Source organism: Olleya sp. 1-3, from assembly GCF_002836085.1.
Lineage (GTDB): Bacteria > Bacteroidota > Bacteroidia > Flavobacteriales > Flavobacteriaceae > Olleya > Olleya namhaensis.
Genome location: NZ_PJBW01000006.1, coordinates 204,676 through 230,183 on the forward strand (window position 1 = coordinate 204,676; position 25,508 = coordinate 230,183).

The following is a 25,508-nucleotide window of genomic DNA, read 5'->3' on the forward strand; positions in this document are numbered from 1 at the left end:
TTTCGCTTAAGCGGAAATAAAACGATAATAAATCATGAGAACACTCAAAATATTAATCCTAACGTTATGTGTTTCGGCAATTAGTTTTGCACAACAAACGCCTGGAGATAAACAAACCCAAGCCATTACTATTGAAGGTGCAACAGCACATTTAGGAAATGGTGATGTTATTGAAAACGCTTTAATAATGTTTGAAAATGGTACACTAACTTTTGTTGGTAGTGCTAACTCAAAAATTGCAAGAAAAGGAACTGTTATTGATGCCAAAGGTAAACATGTATACCCTGGCTTTATTGCACCAAATGCGACTTTAGGTTTAGTTGAAGTTGATGCTGTACGTGCTAGTGATGACGAAGACGAAGTTGGCGCTATGAATCCGCACATCCGTAGTCTTATTGCTTATAATACCGAATCTAAAGTAGTAGAATCTATGAGACCTAATGGTGTTTTAATGGCGCAAATCACACCTCGTGGTGGACGTATCTCTGGAACATCAAGTGTTGTACAATTAGATGCTTGGAACTGGGAAGATGCAGCGATTAAGGCTGATGATGCGATTCACTTAAACTGGCCAAGCAACTACTCTAGAGGACGCTGGTGGTTAGGAGAACCAAATGTTTTAAAAGAAAACAAAAACTACGCTAAAGAGATTGAAGAATTAACCAACTACTTTGCACAAAGCAAAGCCTATAACGCTAATAAAACAACACCAAAAGACTTACCTTTTGAAGCGCTAAATGGTTTAATGGATGGTAGTAAAAGACTTTTTGTACATGTAGATTATGAAAAAGGAATTACGGATGCAATCAATTTTGCTAAAGCAGAAAACATAAAACACCTTGTTATTGTTGGTGGTTATGAAGCTAATAATGTTGCCGACCTATTAAAGCAAAACAACGTCCCTGTGTTATTGCAACGTACACATTCTAGACCAAAAGGAGACGATCATGATTACGACTTGCCATACAAATTAGCAACGCAATTAGTAAATTCAGGTATTTTAGTTGGTTTGGAAAATGCTGGAGATATGGAGCGTATGAACACTAGAAACTTACCATTTTTAGCTGGGACAACCGTAGCACACGGATTAACAAAAGCACAAGCACTAAGCTTAATAACATTAAACACTGCTAAAATATTGGGTATAGATGACATTGTAGGCTCTTTAGAAGTTGGTAAAGACGCTACCCTTTTTATTAGCCAAGGTGATGCTTTAGACATGAGAACAAACAAACTGGACCAAGCTTTTATCCAAGGTCGTAATATTAGCTTAGAAACGCACCAAACAGAATTATACAAGCGTTATTCTGAGAAGTATAAGAAATAAACAGTACTAATTTTAAAACTATAGCTATGAAATATTTTTTGACACTTAGTTTAACACTTGTAAGTTACTTAGGTTTTTCGCAAGAAATTATAGTAGAATCTAATACTAGTAAGCCAGTACAAGTAATAAATTATCCTGATTTTGATAATGTGTATGATAGACTAAAAGCTATTAGCACTAATATTAATGAAACACTAGTCCTAATTGATCGTTTAGATGAAATGAGACAAGGTCAATTGATAATAAACACAACTAATATCGGAAAATCTTTTGAAGGCGTTACATTAGATATAAGACCAAGTTTAGATATAGAATTACAAAACGTAATGTATACCGGCACATTTCTAAATCCTAATGGAAATAATCGGATAAACTTTAAAAAATAAAAAAAGCGACCCAATGGGTCGCTTTTTTTTATAATATTAATCGTAGTATTTACTCTACTACAGTTGCAGCTTCTGGCTTTGCAAATGTACTTGCAGGTAATGCTTGCTTAGATAAAGTAACATCAGTAAACTGCAAATCGTTACGTTTTTTAACTGGTAAATTATCTTCAACAATATACCATGTTAAAGTCTTAGGTAATACCATACCTTCAACTGTATGCCAATTACTATATTTAATAAACGACCATTTTTCGCTTTTAGCTTTACTATTAAAAGTAACAGTATATGCTAACCATTCCATTTTAAATGTTGTTGGGTTGTAATACAACACATACTCGTCATCAGATGACTCTCCTACGCCATTATCATAACTAATTTTAATTCCAGGATATTCAACACCTTCAAAACTTAAAGGTTTTGTAACTTCATAGTTAATTCCACTATCAGCCAATACAAATGGCATTGTATGAAAATAGAACATTAAATTATAATAAAACTTTGGGTTACCTTTATAAACCTCAGCACTTTTATTATCTAACCATACGGTGTTACCATCATATCCTAAAACGTGATCTGGCATTGTAATTAAAGACTGTCTAGATTTTAAATTTACAGCAGTTACCTCTTTACCGTTTGGCTTATTCATTGTAAACGCAACAGATTGCATCTGATTCCAATTATCCAAACCACCATGCGCCTTAAATACATTAGATATATTTTCTGGATAGATTGACGTTGTTACGTCAAGTGTTTCTTTTGAGTAATCTGTTTCAACTGTTGTTTCTGTTTTAACTTCACCTTTACAAGAAAAAAGTAATAATCCTAAGGCTAAAGTGTACACTAATTGTTTCATTTATATTCTGTTTTATTTAAGTATTTTAATTGAGTCGTAATTAATTATATTCATTACAAAAAAAAGCTTCAGTTAAATACTGAAGCTTTTAATTAGTTTAATGTTGTCGTTAATTTACAAAATTTGCTTTTTCAGGCTTATCAAATAACGATTGATCTGGAGCTGTTTTTGTTAATTTAATGTTTGTAAAAACATTTGGTGATTTTGGAGTCGTTGGCTTATCATCTTTAAAACCGTAACCTGTTATAACTTTAGGTAAAATTAAACCGTTTACAGATTGCCATTCGCTATATCTTCTAAAGTGTAACTCCTTAGTATCTATTCCAGGTACAAAGTTTACAGTATATCCTAACCATTCCATTTTAAAAGTATCCTCATTATAGTATAGCACATATATATCTTCTGGTGTTGCTCCCACTCCATTATCGTAAGAAATTTTAATTCCAGGATACGTCACACCTTCAAAAGTAAGTGCTTCCGCCTCAGAAAATTTAATTCCGTCGTCAGACAAAATAAAAGGCATTGTATAAAAATAGAACATTAAGTTATATCCAAATTGAGGATCATAACCTTTATACTCTACGTTAGATTTATTTAATAACCATGGATTTTGACCATCAAAACCAATTGCGTGATCTGGGGACTCTATCTTAGCTTTTCTATTCTTTAAATCTGTAATGGTAATTTCTTGTCCTGATGGTTTTACTTGCGTAAATTCTAAAGCTCTCATAGATTTCCAAAGCTTCAAACCACCATGAGCATCAAATACTTTTCTTAAGTTCTCAGGATATTTTGTCATATCGATTTCAACTATTTTTTCTGTTGTATCAGCAGTAATAGTGGCCTCTTTTTTTGTTTCTGTTTTACAAGAAAACAATAATAACCCTAGGGATAATGTGTAAAATAAATGTTTCATTTAAATATTGGTTTTTTAGTATTCTTTACTTGCACGAAAATAATTACTATTCTTTACATAAAAAAAGTTATAATTTTTATTTAACATTTCATTTTAATATTTCAAAAACCTTGCATTTACTAGGGTTTACGATATCGTTTGTGAACATAACATCTAAATTTTTCTTAGTAAATGCCTAGCATGGTATACTGCAAGAATTACCTTAAATTTGTACAATCTAAATCAAAGGGTACACAAATTAGCATGAGCAATAAACAAATAAGTAGCACTCAAAATCCATTAATAAAACACATTGTTTTATTAAAAGACAAATCTCGCGAACGTAAAAAAACAAATACTTTTGTTTTAGAAGGTGAACGCGAAATACAATTGGCTTTAAACGGACAGTATGCTATCGAAACTATTTTAGTGTTACCTGAAATTTATGACACCAAAAAACTAATTAATTTCCCTGATACTATCGATATCATTGAAGTCTCAAAAGACGTCTACCAAAAAATAGCTTATCGCGAAACTACGGAAGGCATCATGGCTATTGCCAAAAGTAAACCGCATCAATTAGAGTCTATTGTTTTTAATAATAACAATCCTTTAATTTTAATTGCCGAAGCTCCTGAAAAACCAGGTAATATTGGTGCTATTTTACGTACTGCGGATGCTGCTAATGTAGACGCTGTGATTATTGCAAATCCAAAAACAGACTTATACAATCCAAACATAGTACGATCTAGCGTTGGTTGTATTTTTACTAATCAAATTGCAACAGGAACAACTGAAGATATTATCGCCTTTTTAAATCAAAATAATATTGCTATTTACAGTGCTATTTTACAAGATGCTGTGCATTATCACGAGCAAGATTATAGTAAAGGAAGTGCTATTGTAGTTGGTACGGAAGCGGATGGTTTAAGTGATACTTGGCGAAAAGCATCTAAGCAAAATATAAAAATACCTATGCAAGGTGCCATAGACTCCATGAATGTGTCTGTTGCAGCTGGAATATTAATTTTTGAAGCTAAACGTCAGCGTAATTTTAAATAATCTAATGACAGCAACTACTTTATTTTATATTTTAATAGCTATTATAACCATCAGTTTTATAATTGATAACATTTTAGATGTGCTTAACGCGAAACATTATAACGATGCTTTGCCATCAGAATTACAAGATGTTTATGATGACGCAGAATACAAAAAATCGCAACGTTATAAAGCTACTAACTATAAATTCGGGTTGCTTACCTCAACGTTTTCATTACTACTTACATTAGGATTTTTCTTTTTTGATGGTTTTGCTTACGTAGATCAAATAGCTAGACAATTAACAGAACATTCTATTTTAATTACTTTAATTTTCTTTGGAATAATCATGTTAGGTAGTGATGTACTAACCACTCCCTTTTCTTACTACAAAACCTTTGTTATCGAGGAACAGTTTGGGTTTAATAAAACCACAAGAAAAACCTTTATCCTAGACAAAATTAAAGGTTGGTTTATGACCATTTTTATTGGTGGTTTAATATTAGGTGCATTAACTTGGTTTTATCAAACTACAGGTTCAACATTTTGGATATATGCTTGGTTATTAATAACCGTTTTCACGGTGTTTGTTAACCTGTTTTACTCTAGGCTAATTGTCCCTATATTTAATAAACAAAGTCCATTAGAAGCCGGAAGCTTGCGCACTGCAATCTCTGACTATGCCAACACTGTAGGTTTTAATTTAGATAAAATTTATATCATTGATGGTTCTAAACGTAGCACAAAAGCAAACGCTTATTTTTCTGGTTTTGGAAGCGAAAAACGTGTCACACTTTATGACACTTTAGTTAATGACTTAAATGAAGATGAAATTGTTGCTGTCTTGGCACACGAAGTTGGTCATTACAAAAAGAAACATATTATTTTTAACTTAACAACCTCTGTAATATTAACCGGGTTTACCTTATATATTTTATCGCTTTTAATAGGAAACCCAATGTTAAGTGAAGCATTAGGTGTGGCAACACCAAGTTTTCATATTGGACTAATTGCGTTTGGTATTTTATATTCGCCTTTATCCGAAATTACAGGATTATTAATGAATTGGTTTTCACGTAAGTTTGAATACCAAGCCGATAATTATGCTAAAACCACCTTTAAGTCTGAACCTTTAATTACGTCGCTTAAAAAATTGTCTAAAAATAGTTTAAGTAATTTAACGCCTCATCCAGCCTATGTCTTTATGCATTATTCGCATCCTACATTACTGGAAAGAATTAAAAATTTAAGACAATAATTTTACCTTGATTTATTTTTTGTTTTAACTTGTAGTCAAATCGTTATTATGAAAAAAATCAGCTGCTACTTAGTATTATGTTTAGTGTTTTTTGGATGTAAAGACAACACACAAATCATAGATCCAATACCAGAACACGACACGTTTACAATAGCTTCTAAAGCAGTAAACGAAACTAGAGTTATCACTGTTTGGACACCTCCCGAATATAAAACATCTACTACTACCTTCCCGGTATTGTATATGCCTGACGGCGGAATTAAAGAAGATTTCTCGCATATTGCTAATACACTTGCAGAACTTATAAAATCCAAAAGTATTTCTCCGATTATTCTTGTTGGAATAGAAAACACGGACAGAAGAAGAGATTTATCCGGATTTTCTAAAGTTAAAGAAGATGAACAATATTGTCCATTAACGGATGGTGCTAAAAACTTTAGAGCATTTATTACTGATGAGTTATTTCCTGAAATCAATTCGCGTTACCGCACAAATGAAAGAAAGGGTATTGTTGGCGAATCTCTAGCTGGTCTTTTTGTTGTCGAAACCATGTTACTAAAACCAGATACTTTTAATTTTTATATAGCTATGGATCCATCATTATGGTGGAATGATATGCACTTAGTCAAAACTGCATCGGATAAATTAGCTGCATTAAACAATAAAGAAATTAAATTTTGGTTTGCAGGGTCTAACGCTAAAGACATATCCATTGCGACAAACACATTAGACAAACTATTAAAAGCAGAGGCGCCAGAAAACTTAATTTGGCAATACTCTGATGCCCCTAATGAACAGCACAACACCATTTTTAGAGCAACTAAAGACAAAGCTTTTAAATGGACGTTACAGTAATTGCTTATCACTTATAGTAACTAAAACAAAAAAGAATGTTTAGACATCAAGGCAAAAGCAGAAACTTAAAACATAATCTGCGTATTGCCACGGTATTATCCTTTGTTGCCGGAATTGTTAATGTTGTAGGCTTTTTAGCTTTCAAACAATTAACAACAAATGTAACAGGTCATTTTGCACTATTTATTACGGACGTTGCTAATCTTGACGTTTGGAAAGGAACGATCTATTTTCTATATATATTCTCATTTTTATTAGGATCCTTTACCTCTAGTTTTTTAATTGAGTTTTTTAAAGAAAACAAACAGCTAAATGTTTACGTTTTACCCACACTTATTGAATGTTTTATCTTAATATCTATTGGCTGTTTAAGTAATTTTATAATTATCACTTCTCCCAACATTATTGTTTGCTTGCTTCTTTTTGCAATGGGGCTTCAAAACTCTTTTGTAACTAAAATTTCAAATGCAGTTGTTAGGACCACACATCTTACTGGTCTTTTTACCGATCTAGGTATTGATCTTTCTCTATTGTTTTTTCCGAAATTTGACACAATAAGAGCAAAACTAAAAGCAAATATTAAACTTCGTATTTATATCATTTTATTCTTTTTTGCTGGTGGACTTATTGGTGGATTCTTTTACTCTAAAGTAAACCTAAAGTTGAATACCTTGATTATAGGTGCTGTCATTTTACTAATAAGTTTGTTCTATGATGATCTTAGGTATAAAGTAATAAAGACTAGAAGAAAAAAAATCAAATAATAGTAGTTCGTTAATCTCATAAAAACAGTATAACAAACTATTGTAAACAAATCCTCCTAATACTCCTCCTGTAAGGCGCTTTGAAGATTATAATGTGTAAAATTAAAACCTGTTTCTTCAACTTTTTGAGAACTTACACGTTGACTCTCAAATAACAAGATATGCATATCTCCTAAAATAAGCTTCATTGCAAACTCTGGAATATTAGGCAATAGTAATGGTCTTTTTAATTGCTTTGCTATTGCTTTTGTTAAATAAGTATTAGTCTCTGGATTTGGTGCTACACCGTTATAAATACCTTCTAATTTATGTTCTAAAACATGTAAAAACAAATTAGCAAGATCTGAAATATGTATCCAAGATTGCCATTGTTTACCAGACCCAAATGCCGCACCGACACCAAACTTAATAGGTTTAGCCATTTCTGGAAGCGCTCCGCCTTTTGCAGATAGGACTAATCCAATTCTAACTTTAGAAACCATAATATCCAAACTAGAAAAGGCATCTACTGCTTGCTCCCATTGTTCCACTACTTGACCTAAAAAGGACGTGCTAACTTCTTTCGAGTCCTCCGTATAATAATTAGTTAATGAATTTGGATAAATACCAATAGCACTAGCTGAAACAATTTGAGTAACTTGATTAGGATTATTTTGCAATGTATTGAATATTAATTGAGAGGTCTGAACACGACTTAACAAAATAGTCTTTTTATACGCTTCTGTCCAACGTTTAGAAATGCTAGCACCAACCAAATGGATAATTGCTTGCACATCTTCTAAGCACGCCACATCAATCTCGTTTTTAGAGGGATCCCAATAAAAACCTTTGTAGTTTTCGGCTTTAGACAATTTGGATTTACTTGTTGTTAAATAATTAACAGCAATATTATTTAAGCGACATTGTTTTACAATTTCGCTTCCAATTAATCCTGTTGCTCCCGTAATTAAAATTCGCATTACTTTTTTTATTAAAAATACGAATAAGTAATACTAACTTTTAACGGTTTAAGTAAGCTTTAACGTTTAATTATAAGAATAAAAAAACACTTCGGACAACTAAATTTTTACAGCTCTTAAAATATGACGTTTATTTGGCGGTCCCGGTAATCGATCAACTTTAAAACCTGCACTAATCATAGCACGTCTTGCTGCACCTTGTGCACAATACGTAATTAATATACCGTTTGTTTTAAGCGCCTCGAACATAATTTTAAAAATAGGCTCTGTCCATAATTCTGGTTGTGCACCTGGACCAAACGCATCATAATAAATGACATCATATTGTGCTTTGTCCTCTAATTTAAAAATATCAAGATTACGCTTTTCAAGACTAAATTGGTCTGTAAGTTGATGTTGCTCTTCCCAAGAGACATCGTGCATTTGATTAAAAACTGATTGCTTGTCTTTTTTCAAAAATAAATCAGGGTAATTTAATTGTGCTACAATATCTAGTCCTATAGGAAAGGTTTCTATACCAACATAGTTGATATTTACTGGCAATGCTTCTGTTTTTAAAAACGTATTAAAAGCATTTAATCCAGACCCAAAGCCAACTTCTAAAATAGAACAGGATTGTTTTAAGTCCTGCTCCTTTTCAGAAGACAAAACAGAAAACAATCCTGCATTTATATATACAAAGTTAGACTCTTCTATTGCGCCATAAGTAGAATGATATAAGGCATTATACTTGGGATGTAACAAAGTTGAAGATCCGTCTTTTGTTAATTCTATTTGTGGTTTCACTATTTAGTATCTACTAATAGTACACCATCTGCTTCAAAAGAATACGTACGTTTTGGTTCTGTAATTTTCTCAATTTCTTCTTTAGTTGCGCCTTTATCTTCAGCATAATGACGTTGCTCATCTACAGGCACCTCTTTAACATATGCCATTCCATTTACAATTACCATTTGTCCAGCAATATCTTTTGGCATAAAAAAACCATAGTCTTTAAACTTTACCATCACTTCATTACCATCTCCTAAATCTGCTGTCATCCAACAACCTTTAGCTTGGCAAACTTCTTTTACTTTTAACGTTACTTTAGCAGGAATGCTATCTCCAGACTTTAAATCTTTATAATGGGCTATCATGGATCTAGATGCAATAGCGTCGTTAGCTATAATCTCTTTTCCAAACGGCTTAAAAGTAATAGCATCTGCTCGCTCCGTTGCTTCTTTTTTAGCAACTTCTGATGCATCTTGCTGCTTAGTGTCGTTTTTACAAGCAACTATTGTTACTAATAGTGCTAATAAGATGAAATAATTTCTCATGGTGTTATCTATTAAATTATGTTATTCAAAGATAGTATTTTAAGTGCAATAGCATACTTTCTAATTTATATTTCTGTATTTTTGTGTCAGAAAAACAACCACAAAATATGGCAGCTTTAACCAAAAACGACATAAAAATTACACGAACTGAATCTTCAAAAATAAGTTCGATTGATTTTAACAATTTAGCATTCGGACAAGTGTTTTCTGATCACATGCTAATTTGCGATTATAAGGATGGTAAGTGGCACACTCCAGAGATTGTTCCTTACAGCCCAATTACTTTAGATCCATCAGCGAAAATTTTTCATTATGGACAGTCTATTTTTGAAGGTATGAAAGCCTACAAAGATGATAAAGAAGATGTCTTTATGTTTAGGCCTATGGATAATGTAAGACGCTTAAATGTGTCTGCTAAACGTTTATCTATTCCTGAGTTACCAGAAGCGTATTTCATGGAAGGTTTAAAAGCCCTTTTAGAAGTGGAAAAAGATTGGATCCCAACTGCAGAAGGAAGCTCATTATATATTAGACCATTTATTTTTGCATCAGGAAAAGGATTTCATGCCTCTCCTGCTGATGAGTATAAATTTATTATTTGTGCGGCACCTTCAGGCGCTTATTTTTCTGGAAAAGTTAATGTTTTAATAGAAGAAACGTACTCACGTAGTGCAAACGGTGGTGTAGGATTTGCTAAAGCTGGTGGTAATTATGCTGGACAGTTTTATCCAACACAATTAGCAAAAGCAAAAGGATACCAACAAGTCATTTGGACCGACGATACTACGCACGAATTTATAGAAGAAGCTGGTGCGATGAATGTCTTTATTCGTATTAACGATACCCTTTTAACATCTCCTGTAAGTGACCGTATTTTAGACGGAATTACAAGAAAAAGTATTTTACAGTTAGCAGAAGCTGAAGGTTTAAAAACAGACGTTAGAAAAGTAAAAGTTAGTGAGTTAGTTGAAGCATCTAGAAATGGAAGTTTAAAAGAAATGTTTGGAGCAGGAACAGCTGCAGTAATTTCTCCAATTTCTGGTTTTGGATTTAGAGGCGAAGATTTTATAATTCCAGAACAAGACGCTTCTTTTGCATCAAAATTAAAAAATCGTATTGTAGCAATACAAACTAATAAAGTTGAAGACCCATTTGGATGGCGTGTAAAACTTTAATTAGAACATATAAATATATCTAGTTTTAGATAGCAAAAAAAAGCAACCAATTGGTTGCTTTTTTTTGTGCTTATATGTTAATAAATTACTTATCCAATATTGCTTTTATATTTGGCTTAAAATAATTTGGTCCTTTTAATACTTTTCCATCTTCACGATAAATAGGTTCTCCGTCTTCACCTAATTTACTCATGTTACTGCGTTGTATTTCGTTAAATACTTGTTCAATTTTATGTTGCATACCATGCTCTATAATAGTACCACATAAAATATATAACATATCTCCTAAAGCATCTGCAACTTCGACTAAATCGTTATTTTGTGCAGCCTCTAAATATTCTGCATTTTCCTCTCGCATTAGCTCAAAACGCAATTTATTTTTAGCCTCACCTAAATCCGCTTTTGGCGCCTCTTTATGTCCTATTTTAAAAGCTGTATGAAAAGCTTTTACTGCTTCAATTTTATCTTGCATGTAATTGTTGTTTTATTCTTTGATGTTAGTCCTTAGTTTTAGTAATTTTGCTTAAAAATAAATTATGTTTAGTAAAGGACAAATCGTTTTTGGAGTTTTATTCGCTATTGCTTTTATTTTAGTGCTTATAAGAATGTACAGAAAAGATTTAAAACTACATAAAGCACACTTTAAAGGTGTCCCATGGGTACTTCTAGCCTTCCTTGGTTTTATTGGGATGATTGTGGCTATTAAAGTTATATTTAAATAAAAACGACACTATTTTTAAGTAATAAAAAAAGCCTTAATCTAAATTAGATTAAGGCTTTTTAATTTCCGCGTAAGCGTTATAATTTTAGTTTACTTCTGGTAAAAAACTGTAGTTTTTACTGTAAAATAACATTTGACCATCAAAACTTTCTGGTTGTGTTACTTTAATAGCAGTAATCTCTCCATCAGCATTTGTTTCTGGCACTAATACAGGATTTACAAAACCGCTGTAAGCAGGAGATGTAAACTGTTTGTTACGCTCTAAAACTTCTTTATGAATAGCTTGGTCCACTTTTACACCATAACCTTCTACTAAGTCTTCTACAGCTTTATAATCGCCTTCAGACTTGATACGTTGTGTTTCGCGCAATAACTCGCCAAAAAGACTATGAAGTTTTTCATAATCATTGATGTTAAAATATGTTTTTCCATCACGAGTAATTTTTTCTATTACGTTATCAGCTTTTCCTTTTTCAAATACCCAAGCACTAACCCATTGTCTGTTACGCATATGCGCTTCTTCTACTTCGTCTCCGATATTTAATCTAATTAACTGAGTCATTAATCCATTACGGATGTAACCATCATAGGCTGCCATACCAACGTTTTCCCAATCGTCAACCAATCCTAAATCTTGAATTTTTGGATTATACAAGTAGTATAAACCAACTAAATCAGCACGACCTTCTTCTAAAGTAGAAGCATAATTTTTAAGTGTTTCTTTAGTCTCTCCTACACCTGGATTTAATTGTCCTGAGGCGTGTCCAATAACTTCGTGTAATGCTGTATGCAACTTATCTGCTATTTGCCCGTATTTTTCTTCTAAAATATACTCTTGGTCATCGTTTACAAATTCTTTTAAACGCCCCGTACTTCCTGCGTTGTTGTACGCATGAATAATATTACCTAAAGACACTGACTTACTTCCTACAGCTGCACGAATCCAGTTAGCGTTTGGTAAGTTTACGCCAATTGGTGTGCTAGGTGATGCATCTCCTGCCTCTCCTGCTACATTTACTACCTTATAAGTTACACCAACCACATTTTTCTTTTTGTGTGCATCCATTAAAGGTGAATTATCTTCAAACCATTGTGCGTTTTCTGATAATACAGCCATTTTTGCTGACATGTCAAAATCGTTGATTTGTACAACTGTTTCGTAAGATCCTCTATATCCTAATGGGTCATTATAAACTTCAATAAAACTATTAATATAATCTACATTTCCTGCAGTAGCAGCAGTCCAAGCTACGTTATAATTATCCCAAGTTTGTAAATCTCCTGTTTTGTAGTATCTAATTAAAAGCCCCAAAGCAGTACCTTGTTCTTTATTTTCTGCAACGCCTTTTGCTAATTCTAACCATTTAACAATTTGGTCAATAGCTGCACCGTATAAACCACCAGACTTATACACACGTTCTTTCAAAACACCATTCTCTTTAACTAACTGAGAGTTTAAACCATATGATAATGGCTTATCTGGGTTTGGCGATTTCATTTTTTTGTAAAACGATTCTACATCTGCATTAGTAACACCAGGTCCGTAAAAGTTAACAGCAGATAATGCAACATTATCAACCCCTTTAGATAGGTTTACTTTTTTGCTATCTGTATCATTAAACAAGACATTAAACGCTTCTCCAGCTAACGTTGTGTTAGTTGCAGTCATAATTTCCTGTAAATACTCTTTTGAAAAACCTGGCTTAAGCTTATCGTTAGAATAGTGGTGGTGGATACCATTACTAAACCATACACGTTTTACGTAAGCATCAAAAGCTTTCCAATCTGCAGTAGCTTTATCTCCTGAAAAGTTAGTATAGATATTTTCTAATGCTTTTCTGATTTTTAGATTATGTCTGTAGTTTTGGTCCCACATAATATCGCGACCTGCCAAACCTGCTTGTGTTAAATAATAAACTAGTTTTTGTTCTTTTAAGGTTAGATTTTCCCAACCCGGAATTTGATATCGTAGTATTTTAATATCTGCAAATTGCTCGACATTAAAGTCAAAAGCTGTTTCGGCTTTTGCTGTTTCCTGTGTTGCTGGCTTTTCTGCCTTATCATTACCACAAGAAAACAATAGTGTTGCAACAAACGCAGCACTTAGTATTGATTTTAGTTTCATAATTAATATAGTTTTTTAAAAGTCTTTAAAGATAAGAATTTAACAAATTGTAAATTGATTATCTTTGAAATAACTAACTATTTAATTTTGCTCAGAATGAAATACATAAAGTACCTATTGTTTCTTTTATTAATTGCAATTATAGCAATAGCTATTTATGTAGCAGTACAACCTAATGATTATACAGTAACTAGAAGTAAAACTATACAAGCACCTGCAAGTCTAATTTACAATGAAGTTATTGATTTTAAAAACTGGGAAGATTGGAATGCTTGGATTGAAGAAAAGCCAGAAATGACTATTACTTATCCTGAGCAAACAAAAGGTATAGATGGTGCTTATTCTTGGACTGATAATGGCGAAACGGGCACAATGACCACAACAGATAACAATCCAAATAAATCGATAACACAAGTCATGCAATTTGGAGACTATCCTAGCTCTAATGTTATATGGAATTTTAAACCAAACCCTGACGGAAGTACGGCGGTAAAGTGGACCATTTCTGGGAAAGATTTACCGTTTGGATTTAAAGCATATAGTGCGTTTTCTGGAGGGATGGACAAGCAAATAGGGCCATATTATGAGCGTAGTTTGGACCTTCTAGATCGTAAGGTTACAGAAAGTATGAAACAACATAGCATAACAATAAATGGTGTTACGGAACATGGTGGTGGCTTTTATGTATACACCACCACTTCTTCTAAAATGGAGACTTTTAAAGGAAAAATGGAGCAAATGTTTCCAAAATTAAAACAATATTTTAAGGACAATAATATCACGCCATCTGGAGCACCATTTGTAATTTATCATAAATGGGATTTAGAGAATAATGCAGTTATGTTTTCTTGTGCAATGCCAACTGCAGATCGTATTATTACTTCTCAAGATGATATATTAACTGGACAATTAGAACCTTTTAGCGCTTTAAAAACAACCTTAAAAGGAAACTATTCTCACTTAGAAAAAGCATGGAATACTGCAATGAGCTACCAAACAGATAACAACTTAGTTGCAGATAAAACAGGTGTAACTTTGGAAGTATATGTGACAGATCCAACCAACACACCAAATCCATCAGATTGGATTACAGAAATATATTTACCTATACTAATAGAAAACAACACAACTTTAAGTAATTAAATGAAACAACTTGTATTAGTCTTTGTAGGTGGTGGTTTTGGAAGCGTCCTGCGTTATATTATTGGAAAAGCACTTAATAATACTGAAAACGGGATTCCGTATGGCACCTTTTTAGCCAATATTTTGGGTAGTTTATTAATAGGGATTATTCTAGGTTTAGCCTTAAAAAACAACACCCTTAACAATAATCAAACGTTATTATTAGCGACTGGTTTTTGTGGTGGATTCACAACTTTCTCTACGTTTGCTTATGAGAATCACTTGTTTTTAAAATCAGGAGATTTTACAAGTTTTGCTCTTTATACTATTACCAGTTTTATACTTGGTTTTTTAGCAGTGTTTTTTGGGATGTGGGTTGCTAAACAATTTTAATCTAGTCTTTTTTATACTTTTTAACTCCAGCTTCAATGCGCACATATAAAATGTTTTCGCTTGGTACAATGGGGCAAGAATACTTTTTATTATAAGCACAATAGGGATTATACGCCCTATTAAAGTTTATAACCATTTGGTTATTTTCCGGTAATTTAACCTCGACATAACGTCCGCCCTTATAGCTTTCTTCTCCGTTTGTATTATCCATAAATGGCAAAAACAGAGCTTCCTCCTCGCCTAGTTGCTTTACAGATTCGATATTTTGATAGACGTTTAGATTTTGCTCTTTTCCGTCTATAGTAAAAGTAACTTCGCCATATTTTACATAATCTACTAAACGATCTGTAGTTGTTTTCATTTTAAAAGAAGACTCATTTGGTGTTCTTTTAAACGCGGCAGTAACTACGTAAGTACTATCAAATTTAAAAAAATCTAAACTTCTAAAGGCTTTACGGTCACTATCCTTTAAAGGCGATTTTGCTGCATCTTTAAAATTAGCATTCATTTCGCGTTGGTACTCAGTATCTCCTAACAAGGGTAGCTTATCTTGAGCACAGCTTAATGTAACAGAAATTATGATAAATAAAACAACAGCTTTTTTCATAAATTATAGACTTAGTTATTTGGGTTAAACGAAGGACTAATAGTTATATTGCTATTAGATTTATAAGATTGTAATAAGTCCTGAGAAAAGGCATCAAAATTTTTAGCCTCTGATAAGACTTTTATTTTATCGGGATCAAAACTACCTTTTAAATAAAACGCTGTCGTTTTTAAATTATTACTATTAAAAATAATGACATCTGTTAAAATATTACCACGTTCTTTGACCGAAATAATTCTAGTCTCGGCAACCTCATTTTTTCTAAACATATCAGTAAAACCAGAGTTTGTAACTGCATTCATTTCAGAAATAACAGAGGCTCTTCTTTGCTCGCTTACCTGTTCTAATTGGATGTATTTTAAATCTTGTAAATTTCCAATAACACTTTTTGTTTGCACAGAAACCGAACTTAGCAAAGCTTTCATAAAATTAGGCACTTGAAAAGACGTCGCACCCAAGTCTGTTTTATGAGCATTATAAAACCCTTGAAATGAAGCGCTTCCGCAAGAAAAAAACAGCGTAAAAAGTGATATGATAAATAACGTTTTTTTCATTTATAAAAATTTATTTAATTGTGGTTTAAAAAAATAGGCTCTTCAAAAATACAACTTAATAAAAATTTTTGTCTAGATTTGAACTCAATAAAGCAAAAAAAAATGAATTTAGTCATTACATATTTACCTAAACAAACCTCTTGTAGACATACGAGTAGTTGGACCTGTTATATATTATGATGATTTAAATATCAATTTATACAATACAAAAAAGTCCAACCTAACCGTTGGACTTTTTACATTTATACTAACTACCAAACCAATGAAAAAACTACTAAAAAATTACATAAGCACTTTTGACGGACTGTCAAAAGAAGTATGGTGGCTGTCTTTAATTACCTTAATTAACAGAGCCGGTACCATGGTTATTCCTTTTTTGTCTTTGTATTTAACAGAAGACTTAGGATTTACTTTGTCAAACGTCGGTACAATAATGACCGCTTTTGGACTTGGATCTGTCATCGGATCATGGTTAGGCGGAAAACTAACCGATAAGATTGGTTACTATAAAATAATGGTTTTTAGTTTATTTATTTCTGGCTTCATGTTTATTGGCTTGCAATACCTAAAAACAATTTACACCTTGTCCTTAGGTATTTTCGCTTTAATGGTTGTTGCAGATATGTTTAGACCAGCCATGTTTGTAGCGTTAAGCGCCTACAGTAAACCCGAAAACAAAACTAGAAGTGTCACTTTAATTAGATTAGCTATTAATTTGGGCTTTTCTGCAGGTCCCGCTGTTGGAGGTTTAATAATTGTTAGCTTAGGTTATGGTGGTCTATTTTGGGTAGACGGTATAACTTGTATTGCTGCCACACTATTATTAATAAAGGTGCTAAACCCTAAAAAGACACGCGTACAAGATGAAATTAAAGTAGACAACCCCTACTCTGCCTATAAAGACAAACCGTTTATTATCTTTTTATTTGCACTGTTTTTGTTTGGTTTTATATTCCTGCAATACTTTTCTACAATGCCTTTATATTACAGAGAAAGACACTTGTTAAGCGAATTAGAAATTGGATTACTACTAGGTGCCAATGGTTTTTTTATCTTTTTATTAGAAATGCCATTAATTAAGTATTTAGAAAATACGCGCTTTGCTAAGACGTCACTAATATTATTTGGTGCTTTTTTAACTGCCATTAGTTTTCTAATTCTTAATTTTTCTAACTGGTCAGGCATTCTAATTTTTGCTATGTTTTTAATGACGCTTGGCGAAATGATAGCTTTTCCTTTCGCTAATGCGTTTGCATTACAACAAGCTAAAAAAGGAAACCAAGGAGAATATATGGCATTATATTCCATAGCTTTTTCTTTTGCCCACATCTTTGGTCATAAATCAGGAATGGAGCTTGTAGAAGGTGTCGGCTATGATAACACATGGTATATCATGACTGTCTTAGGTGGTTTATGCATGCTACTTTTATATATCTTAAATCAATTTATAAAACGTAAAAAATTAGTTAGATGAATTTAAACCAAGTCACTATATCATCTGTTAATTTAGAAAAAGCTGTGGCATTTTATACTTTATTAGGTCTCAAACTTATTGTAGATGCGTTACCGCGTTACGCAAGGTTTGAGTGTCCTGATGGAGACGCTACATTTTCTATTCATTTTAATGAAAATAAACAACAACACAATAACACTATAGTTTACTTTGAAGATGAAAATTTAGAAGCTTTAGTTTTTCAACTGAAACAAAAAGGTATTACTTTTATATCAGAACTAGAACACAAGTCATGGCTTTGGACCGAAGCCCATCTTTTAGATCCCGACGGGAATAAAATTATATTATTTAAAGCTGCCAAAAACCGAAAAAATCCACCTTGGCGCATAAACTAGATTATGAAACATATACTATACCTTTTTACTGTATTACTTTTTGTTAGCTGTAATTCTTCTGAAACTAAAAAAGAAGATAAAACTAATACTAGTCCTATAGAAGAAACTAAAATAAAAAAGCAATTCCCAGATTTAAAACCAGACCGTTATAATGTCGCGTTTTTAATTATGGATGGCACATTTAATACTGAATTAACTGCCCCTTATGATATTTTTCAGCACACTATATTTAGAGATAGTATTAAAGCTATGAATGTATTTACGGTTGCTAATACAGACCATCCAATAACTACATTTGAAGGTATGCGTTTGCTACCTCATTACAACTATATTAAAGATAGCTTACCCAAAATTGATATACTAGTTGTACCAAGTGCAGAGCATCATTTAGATACAGATTTAGACGATATAGCATTAATCAATTTTGTTAAGCAAGTAGATAAAACTGCCACATTTGTAACCTCGCATTGCGATGGTGCTTTTGTATTAGCTGAAGCTGGTGTCTTAAACAATAAAGTATCCACAACGTTTCCAAGTGATATTGATACCATGCGTAAACGCTACCCTGATTTAGATATTAAAAAAGAGGTGCTTTTTGTGCATGATGGTAAATATATTACGTCTGCTGGAGGTGCTAAAAGCTTTGAAGCAGCCTTGTATTTATGTGAGTATTTATACGGTAAAGAAGTAGCACAATCCTTAGCTGGAGGCTTGGTTATAGATTGGGACTTAAATACAGTACCACACCTAATTGTAAACTAAATTAAAATTTTTTAATAGAATTATTTTTAACAACGTGAGACAAGATAATTTGTGTTTTGCATTCGCCATACACAATTAACTGATCTATAAATGCTTCTAAATGTTTGTGGTTTTTCAATACCACTTCCATCACTATGTTTTCGTTACCCGTAATTCTATAGCAATTTACAACCTCATCAAGTGTTTTTACTTTTTCAAGGAAAGGCTTTAATTTTCCCATAAACGCTTGTAAAGTAATTAACGCCTTAAGTTGGTATCCTACTTCAAAAGGAGAGATTAATGTAATGTGATTTTGGATAATTCCTAAATCCTCCATTTTCTTAATACGCTCTGAAACAGCAGGAGAGGTAATTCCTACTTGTCGTCCAATAGCAGCGTTTGATTGTCTTGAATTTTGTTGCAAACACTTTAAAATCTTCCAACTTAGGTCATCAACAATCATATTAAAGTATTTTTGTAAAATTATTTAATTATTAAAGCAAATATACATATTTACTTTAAAATCGAAAGATAAAAATACAAGCTTGTTATTATTTTTGATAAAAAAGAAAAAGTAAAATGTCGGCTCCAATTCCTTCTCATCTTTCAGAACTACCTATATATAAGCAAGCTATGCAAATATTTATGTTGTCTAGAAATATTTCTAGTTACTTAAATCATGATTTAGCGTATTTATACGACGATGGTAGAGAGGACTCAAATATTTATGTGTCTGGAGATATTGTACAGCAATCTGTGTCTTTAGCACCAGAGATTATTAGTGCGGAACTAGAGCATTGTCATGATAAAAAGCATAGACATATTGCATCCGTAAACCTATTAACCAATAGGCTATACAAAAACTGTAGTCGTTTAGAATCTTGTAATAGTAATGGTAAAGATTATTTACCAATATTAAAAAGAGAAATCCGTAAGTTTAGAAAACTACAAACTACTTGGATGTTAACGCTGTAGATTTTAAGTAAAATCTACTATCCTCGCATTATACATAAAGGAGTCTTGAAAGGCCTTAATTTTTGCATTAAACGTTTCAGAAAAAATTACAAATTTGGCTTTAGGTGCACTTTCGCTTAATCTTAGAATATAATTATGAAAGTTATTTCTTACAATAAAATCAGCATCATGCAGCATAAACAACTGTAATTCACCTAAATGCAAACTATTTAAGTGATATAACTTACTTAATCGTTTTGGTGTAGCAATTAGTATATCAACACCATAATACACTTCTTCACGTTGTTTTTCTAAATCATACTCTTCATAAGCACAATATAAACGTAAATCTGTTCTTTTTGTAAACACTTCAAAACGCTCCCTTAAATCTAAAGCAGCTTTTTTATCTTTGACTACAATTAATGCTCTTGCAGAATCCTCAAAAGCTTCAGCACCCAATTTTTGAATGGTACTAATAATCATTGCTGTAGTCTTACCGCAATCTTTTGGACCAATAGCATACACATCGCTTCCTGCTTTTATTAAAGGCATCACTTGTTTTTGAAACGGATTAGTAGTTTCAAAACCTGCTTTTTCAATATTTTCTTTTAATGAAGGATGGTATTTCTTGAAAGACATTTATTTAATTATGATAAGTAAACTATTAGTGTAATCTATAGTTGGCAAAGATACTAATTAATGGCACATTTTACAGTCTGCTTTATCTTTAACTTCTCCAACCAAAAAACCATCATCATTAACCACAAAATCACAACAGTCTACAAAACCTTGTGCAATTAGTTTTCGTCCGCGTTGTATTTGAGATTTAACTGTTGGTAATGCCAAATGTAATTGTGCTGCAATCTCTGATTGCTTTACACCTTTTATATCACTTAAAAATAGTGGATCTCGATACTTTTTAGGCAAACTTTTAATAATCCCATGTAAACAATCAGCTTCTGTATGTTCTAATTTTTGTTCTTCAAAAATAAAATCTTCGTCAGTCGTTTCATAAACTATTTTTTGACTTCTAAAATAATCTAAAACAGTATACCTTGCTATAGAAAACAACCAAGACTTCAGTTTGTCTTTATCCTTTAAAGTATTTAATTTAGTGTGCACTTTTATAAACGTTTCTTGCAATAAATCGTCCGCTACCACAGCATCTTTTACTTTACTAAAAATAAAATATTTGATGTCGTCTGCATGTAATTTCCAAATGTCTTGAGTATCCATAGTTATGTATTAAAAGAAACGCTAATCTTAGTATAAAGTTACCAAAACTAGCGTTATTATTACTTCTTTTAAGTGTTGCTTAACAGTTGCAATTTGTACAAGTACAATTATCGCAAGTACAGTTTTGGCAATTTCCTTTTGAGCAACCTTCACAGTTACAATTACAGTCTTTATTTTTCATGATATCTATTTTTATGTTCATATAATAGACGTGAATACTTTAAAAAAGATGCAAAACATGTGAATTATTTTTTAATACTTGATTATCGTACTACTATTTTCGCGTCATGAACAATAGGAAAATTGCATGAATTAGCTATAAAACAAAGTTGATTAGCTTTAGTATGAAGACTTTTTGCCAACTCTTTTTGACTTGCGTCTTTTATACTTACAACTGGTTTTAATCTTACCGTTTTAAAACTACCACTACCTGAAGCATTGACTTCTAAATCGCCTTCAGCATTATCTGTATAACTTAATACTTCTATATTATTTTGAGCACAGACGTATAAATAAGACATCATGTGGCATGATGTTAACGCCGATAATAATAAATCTTCTGGATTGTATAAAGCGTCATCACCTCTAAATGGTTTTGCTGCGGATACTTTTAAAGGCGTTGCCTTGTTCTCTATCAGAACCTCATGATTACGACTGAAGGTTCTTGGGTTTTGCGTGCTTTCGCCTTCATTTATATTCCAATTTATAGTAGCTTTAAAAGTATGATTGATAGACATATTTTTTTTTATTGAATATAAAAAAAGCGTTTCAGATTGAAACGCTTTTTTTGTTTTATGTATTGATATTATTGGTTTGCTCTTAATGACAAACGCTAGTTTATCTTTTTCGTTATTCACGAAAAGTAATTTTCTTAGATCCCAAATCAAGTTTGGGATAAGCGATTCGCACCATTTTTACAAAAAATAAAAATGGGCTCTCTGCTTACATGTTGCGACGATACTGTCCTCCTACTTCAAATAAAGAGGATGTAATTTCTCCTAAACTACATACTTTACAGACTTCCATTAAAGCCTCAAATATGTTTTCGTTGTTAATAGCACGTACTTGTAAATCTTTTAACAAGGCTTTTGTTTCATTTGCCTCATGAAGATTTGCCAAGGTTTTAATTTGAAACTGCTTCTCTTCTTCTGTTGCTCTAATCACTTCCGCAGGAATAACCGTTGGCGATCCTTTACTACTTAAAAAGGTATTTACGCCAATAATTGGGAATTTCCCGTTATGCTTTAACGTTTCGTAGTATAAACTTTCTTCTTGTATTTTACTACGTTGGTACATGGTTTCCATTGCACCAAGAACACCACCTCTTTCTGTAATTCTATCGAATTCTAAAAGCACCGCTTCTTCTACTAAATCTGTTAATTCTTCAATAATAAAAGAGCCTTGAATTGGGTTTTCGTTTTTATTTAATCCTAATTCTTTATTTATAATTAATTGAATTGCCATCGCACGTCTAACCGATTCTTCTGTAGGCGTTGTAATAGCCTCATCATACGCATTTGTGTGTAATGAGTTACAGTTATCATAAATAGCATACAAAGCTTGAAGCGTTGTACGAATATCATTAAAGTCAATTTCTTGAGCGTGTAAACTACGTCCTGACGTTTGAATATGATATTTCAACATTTGTGCTCTTGCATTAGCACCATACTTGTGCTTCATTGCTTTTGCCCAAATTTTACGTGCCACACGACCAATTACAGCATATTCTGGATCAATTCCGTTTGAGAAAAAGAATGATAAGTTTGGACCAAATTTATTGATGTCCATACCACGACTTAAATAATATTCCACGTAAGTGAAACCATTAGATAACGTCAACGCTAATTGCGTAATTGGGTTTGCACCTGCTTCTGCAATATGATACCCAGAAATTGATACTGAATAAAAGTTACGGACGTTATTCTCGATAAAATACTCTTGAACATCTCCCATTAGTCTTAATGCAAATTCTGTAGAAAAAATACAAGTATTTTGTGCTTGATCTTCTTTTAAAATATCTGCTTGAACCGTCCCTCTTACTTGCGCAATGGTATTCTTTTTAATCTCTGCATAAACGTCTGCTGGTAACACTTGATCTCCTGTAACACCTAAAAGCATTAAACCTAAACCATTGTTTCCTTCAGGTAAATCGCCATTATAAGATGGACGCACTTTACCTTTATAAAGCTTAACAATTTTTGCTTCAACTTCTTTTTCAAGACCGTTTTCTTTAATGTAAAACTCACATTGTTGGTCGATAGCAGCATTCATAAAAAATCCTAATAGCATAGGCGCAGGACCATTAATTGTCATACTTACCGACGTCATAACATTTGCTAAATCAAAACCAGAGTACAGTTTTTTAGCATCGTCTAAACAACAAATACTAACTCCTGCATTACCAATTTTACCATAAATATCTGGTCTTAAATCTGGGTCGTTTCCGTAAAGCGTTACACTATCAAAAGCGGTAGACAAGCGTTTTGCTGGTAAACCTGCACTTACATAGTGAAAACGTCTGTTGGTACGTTCTGGTCCACCTTCTCCTGCAAACATACGTGCTGGATCTTCTCCAGTACGTTTAAATGGATATAATCCCGAAGTATATGGAAATTCTCCTGGTACGTTTTCTTGTAAATTCCAACGTAATAAATCGCCCCAAGCTTGATACTTTGGTAAGGCTATTCTTGGGATTTGCAAGTGTGATAATGACTCAGAATGTGTTTCAATCTTAATCTCTTTATCTCTTACTTTAAAACTATAAATTGGATTTTTGTATTTGTTTACTTTCTCATCCCAACCTGTAATCACTTCCCAATTGTAAGGATCTAAGTTTAGTTTTACTCTGTCAAATTCGCCAACTAAAAGTTTAACAAAGTCTTTATTATCGGCTGTTGCTACAACTGATTCTGAAGCTATTCCAGCTTTATCTAATGCTACAGTTCCTTCTAAAACAGATTCAATAGTTTTATAAATTCCGTAAAGTTTTTGTGCAACTTCAACTTGTGTATTTGCTGTTTTGTCATAGGCACGATTACTTTCTGCAATTTCAGATAAGTAACGTGTACGTGAAGGTGGAATAACGAAAATTTTCTCGCTCATTTCCTGAGAAATTTCAAATGTCGATTTTAAAACCGAATCCGTTTTCTCTACTAACTTATCCATGATGGCTTTGTAAAGCGTGTTCATCCCAGGATCGTTAAATTGCGACGCAATAGTACCATAAACTGGTAAATCATCTTGGTGTACATCCCAAAGATTATTGTTACGCATGTATTGTTTTTTAACATCACGAAGGGCATCTAAAGACCCACGTTTGTCAAATTTATTGATGGCAACCAAATCTGCAAAATCAAGCATGTCGATTTTTTCTAATTGTGTTGCTGCACCAAATTCTGGAGTCATAACGTATAAAGCTACGTCAGAATGTTCCATAATTTCTGTATCAGATTGTCCAATTCCAGAGGTTTCTAATATAATTAAGTCATATTCCGCAGCTTTTAAAACTTGAACGGCTTCATTTACATATTTAGATAATGCTAAGTTAGATTGGCGTGTTGCCAAACTACGCATGTATACTCTTGGCGAGTTGATAGCATTCATTCTAATTCTATCACCTAAAAGTGCTCCTCCTGTTTTACGCTTAGAAGGATCTACAGATACTAAACCAATTGTTTTTTCTGGAAAATCGACTAAAAAGCGACGCACTAACTCGTCTACTAAACTAGATTTACCTGCTCCACCTGTTCCTGTAATTCCTAAAACTGGTGTTTTAGACGCTTTATTTTTAATATGAATTTTATCTAAAGTCGCTTTAGCAACGTCAGGAAAATTTTCTGCCGAAGAAATAATCCTAGCAATTGCTTTAGGATTTTTAGTTGGTAAAATATCCAACTCGTTACTTAAAACATCTCCAATAGCAAAATCTGATTGTTCAACTAAGTCATTAATCATGCCTTGTAATCCCATGGCACGTCCATCATCCGGAGAATAGATACGAGAAATACCGTAATCCATTAAATCCTTGATTTCTGAAGGTAAGATTACACCACCACCACCACCAAAAATCTTGATGTGCTCTGCGCCTCTTTCTTTTAATAAATCATACATGTATTTAAAATACTCGTTATGACCACCTTGGTAAGAGGTTAAACAAATAGCATTTGCATCCTCTTGAATTGCGGTGTTTACCACTTCGTCCACACTTCTATCGTGTCCTAAGTGGATTACCTCAACTCCTGTAGATTGGATAATACGACGCATGATATTTATGGACGCATCATGACCATCAAATAAGGCTGCTGCTGTTACTATTCTAACTTTATATTTTGGTTTGTATGGTGTTGCTTGTGTCATTCTTAAAATATAATGGGTTTTG

28 protein-coding genes are annotated in these 25,508 nt (G+C 32.7%); 14 read left to right on the forward strand and 14 right to left on the reverse strand.

The genetic code is table 11. The features are described 5' to 3' along the window. Positions 1–34 precede the first annotated feature (34 nt). Together CXF54_RS08765 and CXF54_RS08770 are read left to right on the forward strand one after the other, a co-directional pair. Positions 35–1,327: an amidohydrolase family protein gene (locus tag CXF54_RS08765; protein WP_101203252.1), complete on the forward strand. Its 1,293-nt coding sequence runs from the start codon at positions 35–37 to the stop codon at positions 1,325–1,327. A gap of 26 nt (positions 1,328–1,353) precedes the next feature. After that, entirely contained in the window at positions 1,354–1,713 is a 360-nt protein-coding gene (locus CXF54_RS08770) for a hypothetical protein (RefSeq protein WP_090839963.1), read from the forward strand. 49 nt (positions 1,714–1,762) lie between these two features. Here CXF54_RS08770 and CXF54_RS08775 read toward each other — a convergent pair whose 3' ends face one another. Further along, entirely contained in the window at positions 1,763–2,566 is an 804-nt protein-coding gene (locus tag CXF54_RS08775; protein ID WP_101203253.1) for a DUF6503 family protein, read from the reverse strand. 109 nt (positions 2,567–2,675) lie between these two features. Then, positions 2,676–3,482: a DUF6503 family protein gene (locus tag CXF54_RS08780; protein WP_101203254.1), complete on the reverse strand. Its 807-nt coding sequence runs from the start codon at positions 3,480–3,482 to the stop codon at positions 2,676–2,678. A 243-nt stretch (positions 3,483–3,725) separates the two neighbouring features. Between CXF54_RS08780 and CXF54_RS08785 the strand changes: the two genes are divergently transcribed. From CXF54_RS08785 to CXF54_RS08800, 4 genes are read left to right on the forward strand one after another with little or no spacing between them, the layout of a single operon-like run. Next, a complete protein-coding gene (locus CXF54_RS08785) occupies positions 3,726–4,523 on the forward strand; it encodes a TrmH family RNA methyltransferase (RefSeq protein ID WP_101203255.1) in 798 nt (265 codons plus the stop codon). 4 nt (positions 4,524–4,527) lie between these two features. Next, entirely contained in the window at positions 4,528–5,760 is a 1,233-nt protein-coding gene (locus CXF54_RS08790; protein ID WP_101203256.1) for a M48 family metallopeptidase, read from the forward strand. Between the two features lie 48 nt (positions 5,761–5,808). Further along, positions 5,809–6,615, forward strand: coding sequence for an alpha/beta hydrolase (locus CXF54_RS08795; protein WP_101203257.1), 807 nt, complete (start codon positions 5,809–5,811; stop codon positions 6,613–6,615). Between the two features lie 35 nt (positions 6,616–6,650). Continuing rightward, positions 6,651–7,379, forward strand: coding sequence for a YoaK family protein (locus CXF54_RS08800; protein ID WP_101203258.1), 729 nt, complete (start codon positions 6,651–6,653; stop codon positions 7,377–7,379). Between the two features lie 56 nt (positions 7,380–7,435). On the opposite strand, the gene CXF54_RS08805 is transcribed toward CXF54_RS08800, so the two are convergent. The 3 genes from CXF54_RS08805 to CXF54_RS08815 form a co-directional block, all read right to left on the reverse strand. Continuing rightward, positions 7,436–8,338 (reverse strand): TIGR01777 family oxidoreductase, encoded by a 903-nt coding sequence (locus tag CXF54_RS08805; protein ID WP_101203259.1) that lies wholly within the window; start codon positions 8,336–8,338, stop codon positions 7,436–7,438. 99 nt (positions 8,339–8,437) lie between these two features. After that, positions 8,438–9,124 carry a tRNA (5-methylaminomethyl-2-thiouridine)(34)-methyltransferase MnmD gene (mnmD, locus tag CXF54_RS08810; RefSeq protein WP_101203260.1) on the reverse strand — a complete coding sequence of 229 codons (687 nt, stop codon included), beginning with the start codon at positions 9,122–9,124 and terminating at the stop codon, positions 8,438–8,440. Next, positions 9,124–9,654 (reverse strand): DUF4920 domain-containing protein, encoded by a 531-nt coding sequence (locus CXF54_RS08815; protein ID WP_101203261.1) that lies wholly within the window; start codon positions 9,652–9,654, stop codon positions 9,124–9,126. Before CXF54_RS08815 ends, mnmD begins: the two co-directional genes overlap by 1 nt. A gap of 107 nt (positions 9,655–9,761) precedes the next feature. Here CXF54_RS08815 and CXF54_RS08820 point away from each other — a divergent pair, with 107 nt between their 5' ends. Continuing rightward, positions 9,762–10,829: a branched-chain amino acid aminotransferase gene (locus CXF54_RS08820; protein WP_101203262.1), complete on the forward strand. Its 1,068-nt coding sequence runs from the start codon at positions 9,762–9,764 to the stop codon at positions 10,827–10,829. A gap of 85 nt (positions 10,830–10,914) precedes the next feature. Here CXF54_RS08820 and CXF54_RS08825 read toward each other — a convergent pair whose 3' ends face one another. Next, positions 10,915–11,301 carry a nucleoside triphosphate pyrophosphohydrolase family protein gene (locus tag CXF54_RS08825; RefSeq protein ID WP_101203263.1) on the reverse strand — a complete coding sequence of 129 codons (387 nt, stop codon included), beginning with the start codon at positions 11,299–11,301 and terminating at the stop codon, positions 10,915–10,917. A gap of 64 nt (positions 11,302–11,365) precedes the next feature. On the opposite strand from CXF54_RS08825, the gene CXF54_RS08830 reads away from it, so the two are divergent. Then, the gene (locus CXF54_RS08830; RefSeq protein WP_090839988.1) at positions 11,366–11,551 is read left to right on the forward strand and encodes a hypothetical protein; all 186 of its coding nucleotides are present in this window, start codon (positions 11,366–11,368) and stop codon (positions 11,549–11,551) included. An 84-nt stretch (positions 11,552–11,635) separates the two neighbouring features. Here the strand turns inward: CXF54_RS08830 and CXF54_RS08835 are convergent, their stop codons facing one another. Then, entirely contained in the window at positions 11,636–13,675 is a 2,040-nt protein-coding gene (locus tag CXF54_RS08835) for a dipeptidyl-peptidase 3 family protein (RefSeq protein WP_101203264.1), read from the reverse strand. A 96-nt stretch (positions 13,676–13,771) separates the two neighbouring features. Between CXF54_RS08835 and CXF54_RS08840 the strand changes: the two genes are divergently transcribed. Continuing rightward, positions 13,772–14,818 (forward strand): SRPBCC family protein, encoded by a 1,047-nt coding sequence (locus CXF54_RS08840; RefSeq protein ID WP_101203265.1) that lies wholly within the window; start codon positions 13,772–13,774, stop codon positions 14,816–14,818. Further along, a complete protein-coding gene (gene crcB / locus CXF54_RS08845) occupies positions 14,819–15,190 on the forward strand; it encodes a fluoride efflux transporter CrcB (protein WP_090839994.1) in 372 nt (123 codons plus the stop codon). It begins immediately after the preceding gene. 1 nt (position 15,191) lies between these two features. Here the strand turns inward: crcB and CXF54_RS08850 are convergent, their stop codons facing one another. Further along, entirely contained in the window at positions 15,192–15,797 is a 606-nt protein-coding gene (locus CXF54_RS08850; RefSeq protein WP_101203266.1) for a DUF1684 domain-containing protein, read from the reverse strand. An 11-nt stretch (positions 15,798–15,808) separates the two neighbouring features. After that, complete coding sequence (locus tag CXF54_RS08855) at positions 15,809–16,351, reverse strand: DUF4252 domain-containing protein (RefSeq protein WP_101203267.1); 543 nt, start codon at positions 16,349–16,351, stop codon at positions 15,809–15,811. A gap of 262 nt (positions 16,352–16,613) precedes the next feature. On the opposite strand from CXF54_RS08855, the gene CXF54_RS08860 reads away from it, so the two are divergent. Genes CXF54_RS08860 through CXF54_RS08870 form a run of 3 tightly spaced genes read left to right on the forward strand, consistent with a single transcriptional unit; the run spans position 16,614 to position 18,961 of the window. Next, positions 16,614–17,825 (forward strand): MDR family MFS transporter, encoded by a 1,212-nt coding sequence (locus CXF54_RS08860; RefSeq protein WP_090840000.1) that lies wholly within the window; start codon positions 16,614–16,616, stop codon positions 17,823–17,825. Beyond that, a complete protein-coding gene (locus CXF54_RS08865; protein ID WP_101203268.1) occupies positions 17,822–18,199 on the forward strand; it encodes a VOC family protein in 378 nt (125 codons plus the stop codon). Before CXF54_RS08860 ends, CXF54_RS08865 begins: the two co-directional genes overlap by 4 nt. Positions 18,200–18,202: 3 nt before the next feature. Continuing rightward, on the forward strand, positions 18,203–18,961 hold the full coding sequence (locus tag CXF54_RS08870; RefSeq protein ID WP_101203269.1) for a DJ-1/PfpI family protein: 759 nt from the start codon (positions 18,203–18,205) through the stop codon (positions 18,959–18,961). Position 18,962: 1 nt separating this feature from the next. Here the strand turns inward: CXF54_RS08870 and CXF54_RS08875 are convergent, their stop codons facing one another. Next, the gene (locus CXF54_RS08875; RefSeq protein WP_090840006.1) at positions 18,963–19,403 is read right to left on the reverse strand and encodes an Lrp/AsnC family transcriptional regulator; all 441 of its coding nucleotides are present in this window, start codon (positions 19,401–19,403) and stop codon (positions 18,963–18,965) included. Positions 19,404–19,519: 116 nt separating this feature from the next. On the opposite strand from CXF54_RS08875, the gene CXF54_RS08880 reads away from it, so the two are divergent. Continuing rightward, positions 19,520–19,915, forward strand: a complete 396-nt coding sequence (locus CXF54_RS08880) for a hypothetical protein (protein WP_101203270.1) — start codon at positions 19,520–19,522, stop codon at positions 19,913–19,915. A gap of 3 nt (positions 19,916–19,918) precedes the next feature. Here CXF54_RS08880 and CXF54_RS08885 read toward each other — a convergent pair whose 3' ends face one another. The 4 genes from CXF54_RS08885 to CXF54_RS08900 form a co-directional block, all read right to left on the reverse strand. Further along, complete coding sequence (locus CXF54_RS08885) at positions 19,919–20,533, reverse strand: DEAD/DEAH box helicase (protein WP_101203271.1); 615 nt, start codon at positions 20,531–20,533, stop codon at positions 19,919–19,921. A gap of 57 nt (positions 20,534–20,590) precedes the next feature. After that, the gene (locus CXF54_RS08890; RefSeq protein ID WP_101203272.1) at positions 20,591–21,130 is read right to left on the reverse strand and encodes a sigma-70 family RNA polymerase sigma factor; all 540 of its coding nucleotides are present in this window, start codon (positions 21,128–21,130) and stop codon (positions 20,591–20,593) included. 263 nt (positions 21,131–21,393) lie between these two features. After that, positions 21,394–21,867 (reverse strand): OsmC family protein, encoded by a 474-nt coding sequence (locus CXF54_RS08895; RefSeq protein ID WP_101203313.1) that lies wholly within the window; start codon positions 21,865–21,867, stop codon positions 21,394–21,396. A gap of 205 nt (positions 21,868–22,072) precedes the next feature. Beyond that, the gene (locus CXF54_RS08900; protein ID WP_101203273.1) at positions 22,073–25,486 is read right to left on the reverse strand and encodes a methylmalonyl-CoA mutase family protein; all 3,414 of its coding nucleotides are present in this window, start codon (positions 25,484–25,486) and stop codon (positions 22,073–22,075) included. Positions 25,487–25,508: the final 22 nt, after the last annotated feature.